Below are 12096 nucleotides of genomic sequence, written 5' to 3'. Positions count from 1 at the left end.
TCACGCGGCTGCGGGGGCTGTCGGGGGCAGCCCCGTCCGGCGCGGGAATGTCCGGCGTTGGAATGGCCGGGGCGGGAATGTCCGGGGCGACGTTCTCCGGGGCCGTGCCGTCCGACGCGGCGGCGGCCTGCCGGGCCATGTCGCGCTCCGGCGCCCCGGAGGGATCGGTGCGGGGCGCCTGCGGGGCCGCGTCAGAGGCGTCCTCGGGCGCGGGGGCCATCGCGCAGACATGGCGGACGCCATGGTCGCGCAGCAGTTTCTGCACGCCGCGGATGGTCATGCCGTCGTCGTGCAGGAGGCGCTTGATGCCGCCCAGAAGGGCCACGTCGGTGGGCCGGTAATAGCGCCGGCCGCCGGCGCGCTTCACCGGCTTGATCTGCGGAAACCGGCTCTCCCAGAACCGCAGCACATGCGCGGGTGTCGCCAGCAGGTCCGAGACCTCTCCGATGGTTCGAAACGCCTCGGGTGCCTTGGTCGTCATGCCAGCCTCCGCCCTGATCCGGCCGGGCAGGGCGCGGGTGCGCGCGGCCCGTCCGATGCGCGCCTGCGCGCCCGGCTCAGCCCGCGTTCCCGCGCGCCACACGATCCTTCATGATGTGCGAGGGGCGAAAGCTGATGACCCGGCGGGGGCTGATCGGGACCTCTTCGCCGGTCTTGGGATTGCGGCCCACGCGGGGCCCCTTGTCGCGCACGCTGAAGGTGCCGAAGGACGAGATCTTGACCGTCTCGCCCTGCACCAGCGAGTCGGAGATGTGTTGCAGAACGCTCTCGACCAGCGTCGCGGATTCGTTGCGTGACAGGCCCACATTGCGAAACACCGCTTCGCTCAGGTCCATCCGCGTCAGTGTCTTGTCGCTCATCGGTCCCCCCACTGTTTGGCGCCGAGCATTGGGCAAGTGAAATCGCGTGTCAACATCAAGCACTTGGCCGCGCCTGGCCAGTGCCGCCGCCCGCTCACCAGCGCAGCAGCACCGAGCCCCAGGCCAGACCCCCGCCGATCGCCTCGGTCAGCACCAGATCGCCGGGCTTCAGACGGCCGTCGGCATGCGCCACCGACAGCGCCAGCGGGATCGACGCGGCCGAGGTGTTGCCGTGGTCCTGGACGGTGACCACCACGCGCTCCATCGGCAGGCCCATCTTGGCTGCGGTGCCGCGGATGATACGCAGGTTGGCCTGGTGCGGCACCAGCCAGTCGACATCCCCGGCGGTGGCGCCCGTGCGCTCCAGCACCGTGGTCGCGGTCGCGGCCAGCTTTTCCACCGCGTGGCGGAACACTTCCTTGCCCTGCATCCGCAGATGGCCCGCCGTCTGGGTCGAGGACACGCCGCCGTCGACATGCAGGATGCCCGCCTGCCGCCCGTCGGATTGCAGGTCCACCGCAAGGATACCGCGCGCCGCGTCCCCCTCGATCCCTTCGAGGACCAGCGCGCCCGCGCCGTCGCCGAACAGCACACAGGTGGAGCGGTCGGTCCAGTCCATGATCCGGCTGAAAGTCTCGGCGCCGATCACCAGCACGCGCCGCGCAAGGCCGCCGCGGATCAGCGCGTCGGCATTGGCCAGCGCATAGACAAACCCCGCGCACACCGCCTGCACATCATAGGCAAACCCCCGCGTCATCCCAAGCCGCCCCTGGACCAGCGTGGCCACCGCGGGAAAGGTGAAGTCCGGCGTGGAGGTCGCGACAATCACCGCGTCGATGTCGTCGGGTCCGAGCCCCGCATCCGCCAGCGCCGCCCGCGCCGCCGCCAGCGCAAGGTCCGAGGTGTATTCCCCCTCGGCTGCGAAATGGCGCCGCTCGATTCCCGAGCGGGAGCGGATCCAGTCGTCGGAGGTGTCGAGGCGCGCCTCGAACTCGGAGTTGTGAACCACGCGGTCGGGCAGGCGATGCCCGGCGCCGCGCACGACACTGTGCAGGGTCATGGCGTCCCTCCGCCGGGGCCCGGAACCGGATCGAGGCTGCGCCCGTCGATCCGGGGGCCGGATTGATCCGCGGGCAGCGGCTCGGCCTGTGGTGTGGGCTGTGGTGCGGCCTGTGCCGTGGCTTGTGGGGGGGCACCGGCCATGCGCTGCGCGAGGGCCTGCTGGAAGCCCGCCTGCGCCAGCGTCACCGCCAGCCGCACCGCGGCCGCGACCCCGGTCGCGTCGGCCGCGCCGTGCGATTTCACCACCGTTCCGTTCAGCCCCAGGAACACGCCCCCGTTCACCCGGCGCGGGTCGATGCGCTTTTGCAGCCGCCGCAGCGAGGTCAGCGCCAGCAGCGCGGCCATCTTCGACAGCAGGCTCTTGCGGAAGGCCTCGCCCATGAAGTCGCGCACGAGCCGGGCGGTGCCCTCGCCGGTCTTCAGCGCGACATTGCCGGTGAAGCCGTCGGTGACGATCACGTCCACCCGGGCGGAGGGGATGTCGCTGCCTTCGACAAAGCCGACCGCCTCGAAGCCGCCGCCGGGGGCGGCCTCGGCGATCATCTCGAGCGCTGCGCGCAGCTCGGCGCGGCCCTTGTGCTCCTCGGTGCCGACATTCAGCAGGCCGACGCGCGGGCGTTCCAGCCCCAGCCCGTTGCGGGCATAGGCGGCGCCCATCAGCGCGTATTGCAACAGGTCCTCGGCATCGGCGCGGACATCGGCGCCCACGTCCAGCATGACGTTGAACCCCTGCGGATTGCGCGAGGGCCACAGGCAGGCGATGGCAGGACGGTTGACACCCGGCAGCTTGCGCAGCCGCATCATCGACAGCGCCATCAGCGCGCCGGTGTTGCCGCAGGACACCGCCACCGTCGCCGCACCGCCGCGCACCGATTCGAGGGTCGACCACATGCTGGTGTCCTGCCCGTGGCGGACCACATGGCTGGGCTTGTCGGTCATGGTGACGGCGGCCGGCGCGTGCACCACCGTGCAGCGCGCCGCAAGGCCGGGCTTGCGCTGCAACATCGGGTCCAGCACCGCACGGTCGCCGTGGAGCAGGAAGGTGATGGTGCCGTTCTGTTCGGCCGCCAGCTCCAGCCCGCCGATGACCGCCGCGGGACCTTCGTCGCCGCCCATCGCGTCGACCGAGATCACGACGGCGTCGCTGGCGTGATCCCGTCGCCGGGCATGGTCCGGGGGTGCGCCGGGGCGCTCAGCCGTCATCGCATGCCCTCAGTCATCGCCGACCGATTCCTCGCCTGTTGCCGGTGCGCGCGCCGACGTGCGGACCCGGGGCGGACGCGCCTGTGGCACGTCGCGCGACGACCCGGGCCGGGCACGCCTCAGGCCGCGTCTTCGTCGAGTTCGACCTCGTCACCGCGGGCGATGACCTCGCGACCGGCGTACCACCCGCAGGAGGGGCAGACGTGGTGCGGGCGCTTCAGCTCGCCGCAGCTGGGGCATTCGTTGGGGTTGGCGGCCACCAGCGCATCATGCGAACGCCGCATGTTGCGGCGGGAGCGGGTGACCTTGTTCTGTTGCACGGCCATGGTGGGACCTCAAACTTGGCTGGATCGGATGTGTCGAAATCAGGCAGGCCGCACCGGACCCGCCGGGGCGGATTGAGTTGTGTCGGGGGGCCATACACCCCTTTGCCCCCCGCGCCAAGACGCACAGGCGGCGGTCGGCGCAAAATACTTTGCCGTGCGGCGCCGGCCGGGTGGCGCCGTCAGCCCTTGGTCATCCGGTCGCGCAGGGCCGCAAGCTGCGCCATCGGCCGCGCGTCGGCGTCGCGCATCGGCGTCGCGCCGGGCGCGGTGAACACCGCCTCGCCCACGGTTGCGCCGGGGGCGCGGGGGAAATCCGGCACCGCCAGCGCCAGCGCCTCGATCATCACGGCCGAAGGGTCGATCACCGACCCCAGCGGCTCTGCGTCGACATCCTCGGGCAGTTCGGCCTCGGCGGCGTCGGGCAGCGTCAGGTCGGGCAGGTAGCGGCGCACCACGGCCTCGTCGAGGCGGGTGGTCACGGGCGCGAGGGTCACGCCGCAGGGCTGCACCACCGTCGCGCCCAGTTGCGCCGACAGCACCCACCCCGCCGCGCCCTCGGGCGACAGCGTCCCGGTGAAGCGCATCTTGCGCAGGTCCGACAGCCCCACCAGCCCGGCGATTTCCGCCAGCGCGGCGCCATCGGGACGGATGTCGAACTGCGTCGGGCGCCGCCGCGGCAGGCGCGCCACGCTCAGCGGATGTGAAATTCCCAACGGCACGGACACCGTTGCGGTCTCGTTGTTCATCACGGCCACCCCTCCCACGCGAGATACACGGACACTTGACGGCACCACCGCGCATCACCGGCGGCTGTTGCCGTCCATCCCAGCTTGAACCGACACCCACCGTCAGATAGTCAGATATGCGAGCACTTGGTGCGGGACAAGGGGCACACATGGCGGCGCGGACGCCCGGGCACAGGCCCGGAACAGGGATCGAGCGGGCAGGCCGATGGCGGCGCGCGGGGCTGCTGGGGGCGGCGGTGGCCGTCTCGGCGGCGCTGGCGGCGTGCAGCCCGCAGATCCGCCACCATGGCTATGTGCCCGACGACTCGCTGGTCTCGGGCATCGAGGTCGGCCGCGCCACGCGCGACGATGTCGCCGCGGCCATCGGCCCGCCCCGGGCGACGGCGCTGGTGTCCGATGATGCGTGGTTCTATGTCGGGTCGCGCTGGGAACAGCGGGCCCCCCGCCCGGCCGTGGAGGTGTCGCGCGACCTGCTGGCCATCACCTTCGACGGCCGCGGCGTCGTCAGCAACATAGAGCGCTTCACCCTGCAGGACGGTCAGGCCGTGCCGCTGTCGCGCCGCGTGACCCAGACATCGGTGCGCGAGCAGGGGTTGTTCTCGCGCATCCTGAGCAATGTCGGGCGATTCTCGGCCTCGGATCTGGTGGACTGAGGCGCGGCGCCGCCCCGATGGGGGCGGCGCGGTGTCCGGGCGGGACCGTCAGCCCTCGGTGACGCAGTCCGCGATCTGCGTGGCAAGCGTGCGCATCAGCGTGGAATACAACTCCGGGCCGTACTCCATCTCGACGCCCGCCGGGTCCAGCATCGCGCCGACGCGGGTGTCGGTGCCCTCGATCACCGTGTCGACATGGCGCGAGGTGTGGTTGACCTCGGGAAAGACGCAGGCGATGCCGCCGTCGCTCAGCATCGCGCGCATCTCGGTCAGGCGCGCCGCACCGGGTGCCGCGGCGTCTCCCAGTGCGATGGTGCCCGCGACATTCACGCCGAAGCGGTGCGCGAAATAGCCGTAGGCGTCGTGGAAGACGACGATCGGGGCATCGCCCACCGGGGCGAGGGTGGCGCGGACCTCGTCCTCCAGCGCCACGAGGGCCGCCTGCGCGGCGTCGGCATTGGCGGCATAGATGGTGGCATTGTCGGGGTCGAGCGCCGACAGATCCGCCGCGATCGCACCGAGCCACACGGAGGCGTTGCGCGGATCGAGCCAGGCGTGCGGGTCGGTGCCGTCGTGGGCGTGATCGTGCCCGTGATCGTCGTGGTCATGCCCGTGGTCGTCATGGGCGTGGTCGTCGTGGTCGTGGTCATGAGCGTCCGCATGATCATCATGGTCGTCGTCATGGCCATGCGCTTCCGCGTGGTCGTCGTGGTCATGTGCGTGATCATCTTCGTGATCGTGATCGTGATCGTGATCGTCATCGTGGTCGTCGTCATGGTCATGCGCGTGGCCGTCGGCAAAGGCCCGCAGCGTCACGCCCTCCACATCCAGAAGCGTCAGCACCCGGCCCGACGTCCCCGTCCCCTCGATCGCGCGCCCCATCCATGGCGCCAGCTCCGGACCGACCCAGATAACGGCATCGGCGCTCGCGATCGCCTGGGCCTGCGACGGGCGCAGCTGGAAGCTGTGGGGGTCGCCGCCGCGATCCAGCAGCAGCGTCGGCGTCCCGAGATCGCCCATCACCTGCGCCACAAGCGAATGGACCACCGGCGTGTCGGCGACCACGGCGGGCACCTGCGCCCACGCCGGGGCCATGGCAAGCGTCGTGAAAGTGGTGCTAAGGAGAAGCGCGCGTGGGGTCATGGGGTCGTCCCTTGTGCTGGTGAACATCGCGCGCCATATCATATGTTATACCATTACAGTCAAGGGAGCCCGCCATGACCGTGACCGCCGGGGATACCCCCAGGGCCGACCTTGCCTTCTGCCGGCACGACCATGCCCGCTGCACCGCCACCGCGCTGGCCCAGGCCGAGGCGCATGCCGCCGCCGAGGGCTTGCGCCTGACGCCGGTGCGCCGGCGCGCGCTGGAGATCCTGCTGGAGGCGCACCGCGCGATGGGCGCCTACGAGGTCCTCGACCGGCTGGCGGCCGAGGGGTTCGGCCGCCAGCCCCCGGTGGCCTATCGCGCGCTGGATTTCCTGGTGTCGGGGGGGCTGGCGCACCGGGTCCAGCGCCTCAATGCCTATGTCGCCTGCCTGCATCCGGCCCATGACCATGCGCCGGTGTTCCTGATCTGCCGATCCTGCGATGCGGTGGCCGAGGCCGCCGGCGCCCGCGTGCGCAGCGTGCTGGAGGCCGGAGCGGCCGAGGCGGGCTTTGTCGTGGAGCGTGCCAGCGTGGAGGCCGTCGGCCTGTGCCCGACCTGCCGGGCCCGGGCGTGAGCGCGGCACTCATCACCGCGCGCGGGCTGGCGGTTGCGTTCGGCGGCGGGCCGGTGCTGCGCGACGTCGATCTGGAGGTCCGCGCCGGCGAGATCGTGACCATCGTCGGCCCCAACGGTGCCGGCAAGACCATCCTGTTGCGCGCCCTGCTGGGCATTCTGCCGCCGGCGCGCGGGCGGGTGACGCGGCGCGCGGGGTTGCGGGTGGGATATGTGCCCCAGCGGCTGCACATCGACGCGGCGCTGCCGATGCCGGTGCGCCGGTTCCTGTCGCTGCCGCGCCGGCAGGGTGCCGCCGTACAGGCGCGCGTGCTGGAGCGGGTCGGCGTGCCGGGGATCGAGGGGCAGCCGATGACCACCCTCTCGGGCGGGCAGTTCCAGCGCGTGCTGCTGGCGCGCGCGCTGCTGGCGGAGCCGGAGCTTCTGGTGATGGACGAGCCGACGCAGGGCCTCGACCAGCCCGGGACGGCCGCGTTCTACCGGCTGATCGCGGCGGTGCGGGCCGAGCTGGGCTGCGGGGTGCTCTCGGTCAGCCATGACCTGAATGTGGTGATGAGCGCGTCGGACCGGGTGATCTGCGTCAACGGCCACATCTGCTGCGAGGGCACGCCGCAGGCGGTGCTGGACGCGCCGGAATACCGCAAGCTGTTCGGGCTGGGCACCGGGGGGGCGCTGGCGCTGTATCGCCACCACCACGACCACGCCCACGACCACGGCGGCGTGGCCGAGCCGGCGGCGCTGGAGCCCGAACGCGTCCGCGACCGCGAGGTGGGATGATGGGGCTGCTGGACGATTTCATGGTGCGCGCGCTTCTGGCGGGGCTGTGCGTGGCCGCGGCCACCGGGCCGCTGGGGTGCTTCGTGGTGTGGCGGCGGATGGCGTATTTCGGCGATGCCACCGCGCATGCCGCGATCCTTGGCGTGGCGCTGGCGCTGGCGTTTTCCATCTCGATCTTCATCGGCACGCTGGGGGTGGCGCTGGCGATGGCGCTGGCGATCGCCGCGCTGACGGGGCGAGGCTGGGCGGTGGACACCACGCTGGGGGTTCTGGCGCATTCGGCGCTGGCGTTCGGGCTGGTGGCGGTGTCGTTCCTGCCCAATGTGCGGGTGGACCTGAGCGCGTTTCTGTTCGGCGATATCCTGGCCGTCAGCCGGCACGACCTGGCGGTGATCGCGGGCGGGTCCGCGCTGGTGGTGGGGCTGATGGTCTGGCGCTGGTCGGCGCTGCTGACGGCCACCGTGTCCGAGGATCTGGCCCATGCCGCCGGCCTGCGGCCCGCGCGCGAGCGGCTGGTGCTGACGCTGGCGCTGGCGGTGGTGGTGGCAGTGGCGCTGAAGGTGGTGGGGGCGCTGCTGATCGCGGCGATGCTGATCGTGCCGGCGGCGGCGGCGCGCAACTTCGCCCGCTCGCCCGAGGCGATGGCGGTCTGGGCGGTGGCGATCGGTGCGCTGTCGATCTGGGCCGGGCTGCGGGCCTCGCTGATCTGGGACACGCCGGCGGGGCCGTCCATCGTGTCGGTCGCGGCGGTGGCGTTCGCGCTGTCGCTGTCGCTGGGGGCGCTCATGCGGCTGCGCTAATCCTGCGGCTGCATTTCAGGTTCACCCCCGCCGCGCGCCCCGCTATCGTCGCCGCGCAAATTCAGCGGAGGCGGCATGGCGGAGACCTTCATCGGCGTGATCGGCGGCTCGGGTGTCTATGGCATCGACGGGCTGGAGGGGGCGGAGTGGCGCGCGGTCGCCACCCCCTGGGGCGACCCGTCCGACCAGATCCTGGTGGGGCGGCTGGGGGGCGTGCCCATCGCCTTTCTGCCGCGCCACGGGCGCGGCCATGTGCACACCCCCACCACCGTGCCGTACCGTGCCAACATCGACGCGCTCAAGCGGCTGGGGGTGACGGACGTCATCGCCGTGTCCGCCTGCGGGTCCTTCCGCGAGGAGATGGCGCCGGGCGATTTCGTGCTGGTGGACCAGTTCATCGACCGCACCATCCACCGCGAGAAGTCCTTTTTCGGCCCCGGCTGCGTGGCGCATGTCAGCCTGGCGCACCCCACCTGTGCGCGGCTGGCCGATGCGGTGGCCGAGGCCGCCGCGGCCGAGGGTATCCGCATCCACCGCGGCGGCACCTATCTGGCGATGGAGGGGCCGCTGTTCTCCACCCAGGCCGAATCGAAGCTGTACCGCGAGGTCTGGGGCTGCGACGTCATCGGCATGACCAACATGCCCGAGGCCGCATTGGCCCGCGAGGCGGAGCTTTGCTACTGCCCCGTCGCCATGGTCACCGACTATGACAGCTGGCACCCCGATCACGGCGCGGTGGACATCACCGCCATCGTGGCCACGCTGACGGGCAATGCCGACAACGCCCGCGCGCTGATCCGCCGGTTGCCGGGGCTGCTGGGGGGGGATCGCGCGCCGTGCCCGCATGGCTGCGACCGGGCGCTGGACCACGCGGTGCTGACAGCGCCCGAACGCCGCGACCCGGCGCTGGTGGCGCGCCTCGATGCCGTCGCGGGGAGGGTTCTGGCATGAGCGTCAGCGTCCGCGACTACATCCGCACCATCGTGGATTTCCCCAAGGACGGCATCCTGTTCCGCGACGTGACCACCCTGTTCGCCGATGCGCGGGGCTTCCGCATGGCGGTCGACCAGTTGCTCCACCCCTATGCGGGCCAGCGCATCGACAAGGTCGTGGGGCTGGAGGCGCGGGGCTTCATCCTGGGCGGGGCGGTGGCGCACCAGCTCGGCACCGGCTTCGTCCCGGTGCGCAAGAAGGGCAAGCTGCCGGGCACGACGATCGCGCAGGACTACACCCTGGAGTACGGCGAGGCGGTGGTGGAGGTGCACGACGACGCGCTGGCCCCCGGCCAACGGGTGCTGCTGGTCGACGACCTGCTGGCGACGGGGGGCACCGCCGAGGCCGGCATCCGCCTGATCGAGCGGCTGGGCGCCGAGGTGGTGGGCTGCGCCTTTGTCGTGGACCTGCCGGACCTGGGCGGGCGCAAGCGGCTGGAGGCGCTGGGCATGGACGTGCATGCGCTGTGCGACTTCGACGGGCACTGAAACGCAAACGGCCGGCACCCAGGGGTGCCGGCCGGTCGCAGATCCAGCGCGTGCGGCTGATCCCGCGCGCGTCCTTCCTCAGACGTTGAGGGACTTGGCGAGGTACTGGTCCACCTTCTCCAGATACCCCATGGTCGTCAGCCACTTCTGATCCGGGCCGACCAGCAGCGCGAGGTCCTTGGTCATGTGGCCGTCCTCGACCGCCTGCACGGTGACCTTCTCCAGCGTCTCGGCAAAGGTCTTGAGCGCGTCGTTGCCGTCGAGCTTGGCGCGGTGCTTGAGGCCCCCCGTCCAGGCGAAGATCGAGGCGATGGAGTTGGTCGAGGTCTCCTTGCCCGCCTGGTGCTGGCGATAGTGGCGGGTGACGGTGCCATGCGCCGCCTCGGCCTCCACCGTCTGGCCGTCCGGCGTCATCAGCACCGAGGTCATCAGGCCGAGAGAGCCGAAGCCCTGCGCCACCGTGTCGGACTGCACGTCGCCGTCATAGTTCTTGCAGGCCCAGACATAGCCGCCCGACCATTTCATCGCGCAGGCCACCATGTCGTCGATCAGGCGGTGCTCGTAGGTGATGCCGGCGGCCTTGAACTTGTCCGCGAACTCCTCCTCATAGACCTTCTGGAACAGGTCCTTGAAGCGGCCGTCATAGGCCTTGAGGATGGTGTTCTTGGTGGAGAGATACACCGGCCAGCCCTTGACGAGGCCATAGTTCATGGACGCCCGGGCGAAGTCGATGATCGACTGGTCGAGGTTGTACATCGCCATGGTGACGCCCGCGCCGGGGGCGTCGAACACCTCGCGCTCGATGACCTCGCCATCCTCGCCCACGAACTTGATCGTCAGCTTGCCGGGGCCGGGGAAGCGGAAATCGGTGGCACGGTACTGGTCGCCAAAGGCGTGGCGGCCGACCACGATGGGCTGGGTCCAGCCGGGCACGAGGCGCGGCACGTTGCGGCAGATGATCGGCTCGCGGAAGATCACGCCGCCGAGGATGTTGCGGATGGTGCCGTTGGGCGAGCGCCACATCTGCTTGAGGCCGAACTCCTCCACCCGCTGCTCATCCGGCGTGATGGTGGCGCATTTCACGCCGACGCCGTACTTCTGGATGGCGTGGGCGGCATCGACGGTGATCTGGTCGTTGGTGCGGTCCCGCTCCTCGATCCCCAGATCGTAGTACTTCAGGTCGATGTCGAGGTAGGGCAGGATCAGCTTCTGCTTGATGAAATCCCAGATGATCCGGGTCATCTCGTCGCCGTCGAGCTCGACGACGGGGTTTTCTACCTTGATCTTCGACATGGGCAGTCCTCCGCGCGGGGGTGGGTGTTTGCGGGTGTCATAGCGGCAAACCCGCCGCGTGGGAAGATGGTATGCGGAGGTATACGGCTATGCCGCAGCTTCCGCTGCGCCTCAGCGCGATGTCTCGCCGAGGCGGCGCTTCACATAGGCCGACACCATCGCCATCGTCGGGTCCATGTGGGGGTCCTCGAAGAAGTGGCCGGCGCCGTCGATCTGCTCGTGGGTGATCGTGATGCCCTTCTGCTCGTGCAGCTTGGCCACCAGCGCCTCGGTGTCGCGGGGCGGGGCGACGCGGTCGGCGGTGCCGTTCACGATCAGCCCCGACGCGGGGCAGGGCGCGAGGAACGAGAAGTCATAGAGGTTGGCCGGCGGCGCCAGCGAGATGAAGCCCGAGATGTCGGGGCGCCGCATCAGGAGCTGCATCCCGATCCAGGCGCCGAACGAGAACCCGGCAACCCAGCAGTGCTTGGCGTTCTGGTTGTTGGCCTGGAGCCAGTCGAGCGCGGAGGCCGCGTCCGACAGCTCGCCGATGCCCTGGTCGTATTCACCCTGGCTGCGGCCGACCCCGCGGAAGTTGAACCGCAGCACCGCAAAGCCCAGCTTGTGGAAGGTGTAGTGCAGGTTGTAGACCACGCGATTGTTCATGGTGCCGCCGAACTGCGGATGCGGATGCAGCATCAGGGCAATGGGCGCGTCGCGTTCGGGCTGGGGATGATAGCGGCCTTCGAGGCGGCCGTCCGGGCCGGCAAAGATCACTTCGGGCATGCTTGCGGCCTGTCTTTCCTTGGAGCGGCGGACGGGGGTGCGTTGACCGCAGGGCCCCGCGTGCCTAGAACGTTTCTAAGCCGGCATCGGGACGGCGCCGGCGCTCGGGTTCACGTAAGCGGCACCGCGTCGCAGGTCAACGTGGGCGGGGCGGGAAAATGCGGCCCGCCACGGGTCGGCGCTGGGAGGCGATGGGGATGAAGCTGTCCACCAAGGGGCGGTATGCGATGGTCGCGCTGGTCGATCTGGCGCTGGCACCGGAGGGGGCGCTGGTGTCGCTGGCGGAGGTGTCGCGGCGCCAGAATGTCTCGCAGCCATATCTGGAGCAGTTGTTCGTGAAGCTGCGGCGCGCAGGGCTGGTGGAGTCGGTGCGCGGGCCGCAGCTTCACGAACAACTGCTCCAGATATGG

The 12096-nt window shown here is 70.6% G+C and carries 16 protein-coding genes; 7 read left to right on the top strand and 9 right to left on the bottom strand.

Translation table 11 applies throughout. The annotated features are described in order from the left end of the window. The 6 genes from CCR87_RS17340 to CCR87_RS13900 form a co-directional block, all read right to left on the bottom strand. Positions 1-481 (bottom strand): MerR family transcriptional regulator (locus CCR87_RS17340; protein WP_242512021.1); only part of this gene is annotated, 481 nt, incomplete at its 3' end. Positions 482-557: 76 nt separating this feature from the next. Further along, positions 558-860 carry an integration host factor subunit alpha gene (gene ihfA / locus CCR87_RS13920; RefSeq protein ID WP_201158139.1) on the bottom strand — a complete coding sequence of 101 codons (303 nt, stop codon included), beginning with the start codon at positions 858-860 and terminating at the stop codon, positions 558-560. A 94-nt stretch (positions 861-954) separates the two neighbouring features. Then, positions 955-1920: a beta-ketoacyl-ACP synthase III gene (locus CCR87_RS13915; RefSeq protein ID WP_201158138.1), complete on the bottom strand. Its 966-nt coding sequence runs from the start codon at positions 1918-1920 to the stop codon at positions 955-957. Further along, positions 1917-3125, bottom strand: coding sequence for a phosphate acyltransferase PlsX (gene plsX / locus CCR87_RS13910; RefSeq protein WP_201158137.1), 1209 nt, complete (start codon positions 3123-3125; stop codon positions 1917-1919). Before plsX ends, CCR87_RS13915 begins: the two co-directional genes overlap by 4 nt. 119 nt (positions 3126-3244) lie before the next feature. Next, on the bottom strand, positions 3245-3451 hold the full coding sequence (gene rpmF / locus CCR87_RS13905; protein WP_201158135.1) for a 50S ribosomal protein L32: 207 nt from the start codon (positions 3449-3451) through the stop codon (positions 3245-3247). Between the two features lie 179 nt (positions 3452-3630). Further along, positions 3631-4197 carry a YceD family protein gene (locus CCR87_RS13900; protein ID WP_201158133.1) on the bottom strand — a complete coding sequence of 189 codons (567 nt, stop codon included), beginning with the start codon at positions 4195-4197 and terminating at the stop codon, positions 3631-3633. 149 nt (positions 4198-4346) lie between these two features. On the opposite strand from CCR87_RS13900, the gene CCR87_RS13895 reads away from it, so the two are divergent. Beyond that, a complete protein-coding gene (locus tag CCR87_RS13895; protein WP_201158131.1) occupies positions 4347-4850 on the top strand; it encodes an outer membrane protein assembly factor BamE in 504 nt (167 codons plus the stop codon). A 48-nt stretch (positions 4851-4898) separates the two neighbouring features. Here CCR87_RS13895 and CCR87_RS13890 read toward each other — a convergent pair whose 3' ends face one another. Then, complete coding sequence (locus CCR87_RS13890; RefSeq protein WP_338048930.1) at positions 4899-5924, bottom strand: zinc ABC transporter substrate-binding protein; 1026 nt, start codon at positions 5922-5924, stop codon at positions 4899-4901. A gap of 143 nt (positions 5925-6067) precedes the next feature. Here CCR87_RS13890 and CCR87_RS13885 point away from each other — a divergent pair, with 143 nt between their 5' ends. The 5 genes from CCR87_RS13885 to CCR87_RS13865 all read left to right on the top strand — a co-directional run bounded on the left by CCR87_RS13885 (position 6068) and on the right by CCR87_RS13865 (position 9628). Continuing rightward, complete coding sequence (locus CCR87_RS13885; RefSeq protein ID WP_201158129.1) at positions 6068-6571, top strand: Fur family transcriptional regulator; 504 nt, start codon at positions 6068-6070, stop codon at positions 6569-6571. Then, on the top strand, positions 6568-7347 hold the full coding sequence (locus CCR87_RS13880) for a metal ABC transporter ATP-binding protein (RefSeq protein WP_420850178.1): 780 nt from the start codon (positions 6568-6570) through the stop codon (positions 7345-7347). The genes CCR87_RS13885 and CCR87_RS13880 overlap by 4 nt, the downstream gene beginning before the upstream one ends. Before the next feature lie 5 nt (positions 7348-7352). Continuing rightward, on the top strand, positions 7353-8147 hold the full coding sequence (locus tag CCR87_RS13875; RefSeq protein WP_201158141.1) for a metal ABC transporter permease: 795 nt from the start codon (positions 7353-7355) through the stop codon (positions 8145-8147). 75 nt (positions 8148-8222) lie between these two features. Next, the gene (locus CCR87_RS13870) at positions 8223-9098 is read left to right on the top strand and encodes an S-methyl-5'-thioadenosine phosphorylase (RefSeq protein WP_201158128.1); all 876 of its coding nucleotides are present in this window, start codon (positions 8223-8225) and stop codon (positions 9096-9098) included. Next, on the top strand, positions 9095-9628 hold the full coding sequence (locus tag CCR87_RS13865) for an adenine phosphoribosyltransferase (protein WP_201158127.1): 534 nt from the start codon (positions 9095-9097) through the stop codon (positions 9626-9628). Before CCR87_RS13870 ends, CCR87_RS13865 begins: the two co-directional genes overlap by 4 nt. Before the next feature lie 78 nt (positions 9629-9706). On the opposite strand, the gene CCR87_RS13860 is transcribed toward CCR87_RS13865, so the two are convergent. Together CCR87_RS13860 and CCR87_RS13855 are read right to left on the bottom strand one after the other, a co-directional pair. Next, entirely contained in the window at positions 9707-10921 is a 1215-nt protein-coding gene (locus CCR87_RS13860; RefSeq protein WP_201158125.1) for an NADP-dependent isocitrate dehydrogenase, read from the bottom strand. 111 nt (positions 10922-11032) lie between these two features. Continuing rightward, entirely contained in the window at positions 11033-11686 is a 654-nt protein-coding gene (locus CCR87_RS13855; protein ID WP_201158124.1) for an alpha/beta hydrolase, read from the bottom strand. Positions 11687-11883: 197 nt separating this feature from the next. Between CCR87_RS13855 and CCR87_RS13850 the strand changes: the two genes are divergently transcribed. Next, positions 11884-12096: Rrf2 family transcriptional regulator (locus CCR87_RS13850; protein WP_201158140.1), on the top strand; the 213-nt coding region annotated here is incomplete at its 3' end.

This window comes from Rhodobaculum claviforme (genome assembly GCF_016653255.1).
In the GTDB taxonomy this organism is placed as follows: domain Bacteria; phylum Pseudomonadota; class Alphaproteobacteria; order Rhodobacterales; family Rhodobacteraceae; genus Rhodobaculum; species Rhodobaculum claviforme.
Note: the sequence above shows the minus strand (reverse complement) of the source record. Positions and strands in the feature narration are given on the sequence as shown.

What these genes read in the sequence shown, in the direction of transcription:
- plsX (WP_201158137.1), bottom strand. Translation starts at nt 3,125, where the DNA reads ATGACGGCTGAGCGCCCCGGCGCACCCCCGGACCATGCCCGGCGACGG.
- CCR87_RS13870 (WP_201158128.1), top strand. Translation starts at nt 8,223, where the DNA reads ATGGCGGAGACCTTCATCGGCGTGATCGGCGGCTCGGGTGTCTATGGC.
- rpmF (WP_201158135.1), bottom strand. Translation starts at nt 3,451, where the DNA reads ATGGCCGTGCAACAGAACAAGGTCACCCGCTCCCGCCGCAACATGCGG.
- CCR87_RS13860 (WP_201158125.1), bottom strand. Translation starts at nt 10,921, where the DNA reads ATGTCGAAGATCAAGGTAGAAAACCCCGTCGTCGAGCTCGACGGCGAC.
- CCR87_RS13885 (WP_201158129.1), top strand. Translation starts at nt 6,068, where the DNA reads ATGACCGTGACCGCCGGGGATACCCCCAGGGCCGACCTTGCCTTCTGC.
- CCR87_RS13915 (WP_201158138.1), bottom strand. Translation starts at nt 1,920, where the DNA reads ATGACCCTGCACAGTGTCGTGCGCGGCGCCGGGCATCGCCTGCCCGAC.
- CCR87_RS13895 (WP_201158131.1), top strand. Translation starts at nt 4,347, where the DNA reads ATGGCGGCGCGGACGCCCGGGCACAGGCCCGGAACAGGGATCGAGCGG.
- CCR87_RS13865 (WP_201158127.1), top strand. Translation starts at nt 9,095, where the DNA reads ATGAGCGTCAGCGTCCGCGACTACATCCGCACCATCGTGGATTTCCCC.
- CCR87_RS13855 (WP_201158124.1), bottom strand. Translation starts at nt 11,686, where the DNA reads ATGCCCGAAGTGATCTTTGCCGGCCCGGACGGCCGCCTCGAAGGCCGC.
- ihfA (WP_201158139.1), bottom strand. Translation starts at nt 860, where the DNA reads ATGAGCGACAAGACACTGACGCGGATGGACCTGAGCGAAGCGGTGTTT.
- CCR87_RS13900 (WP_201158133.1), bottom strand. Translation starts at nt 4,197, where the DNA reads ATGAACAACGAGACCGCAACGGTGTCCGTGCCGTTGGGAATTTCACAT.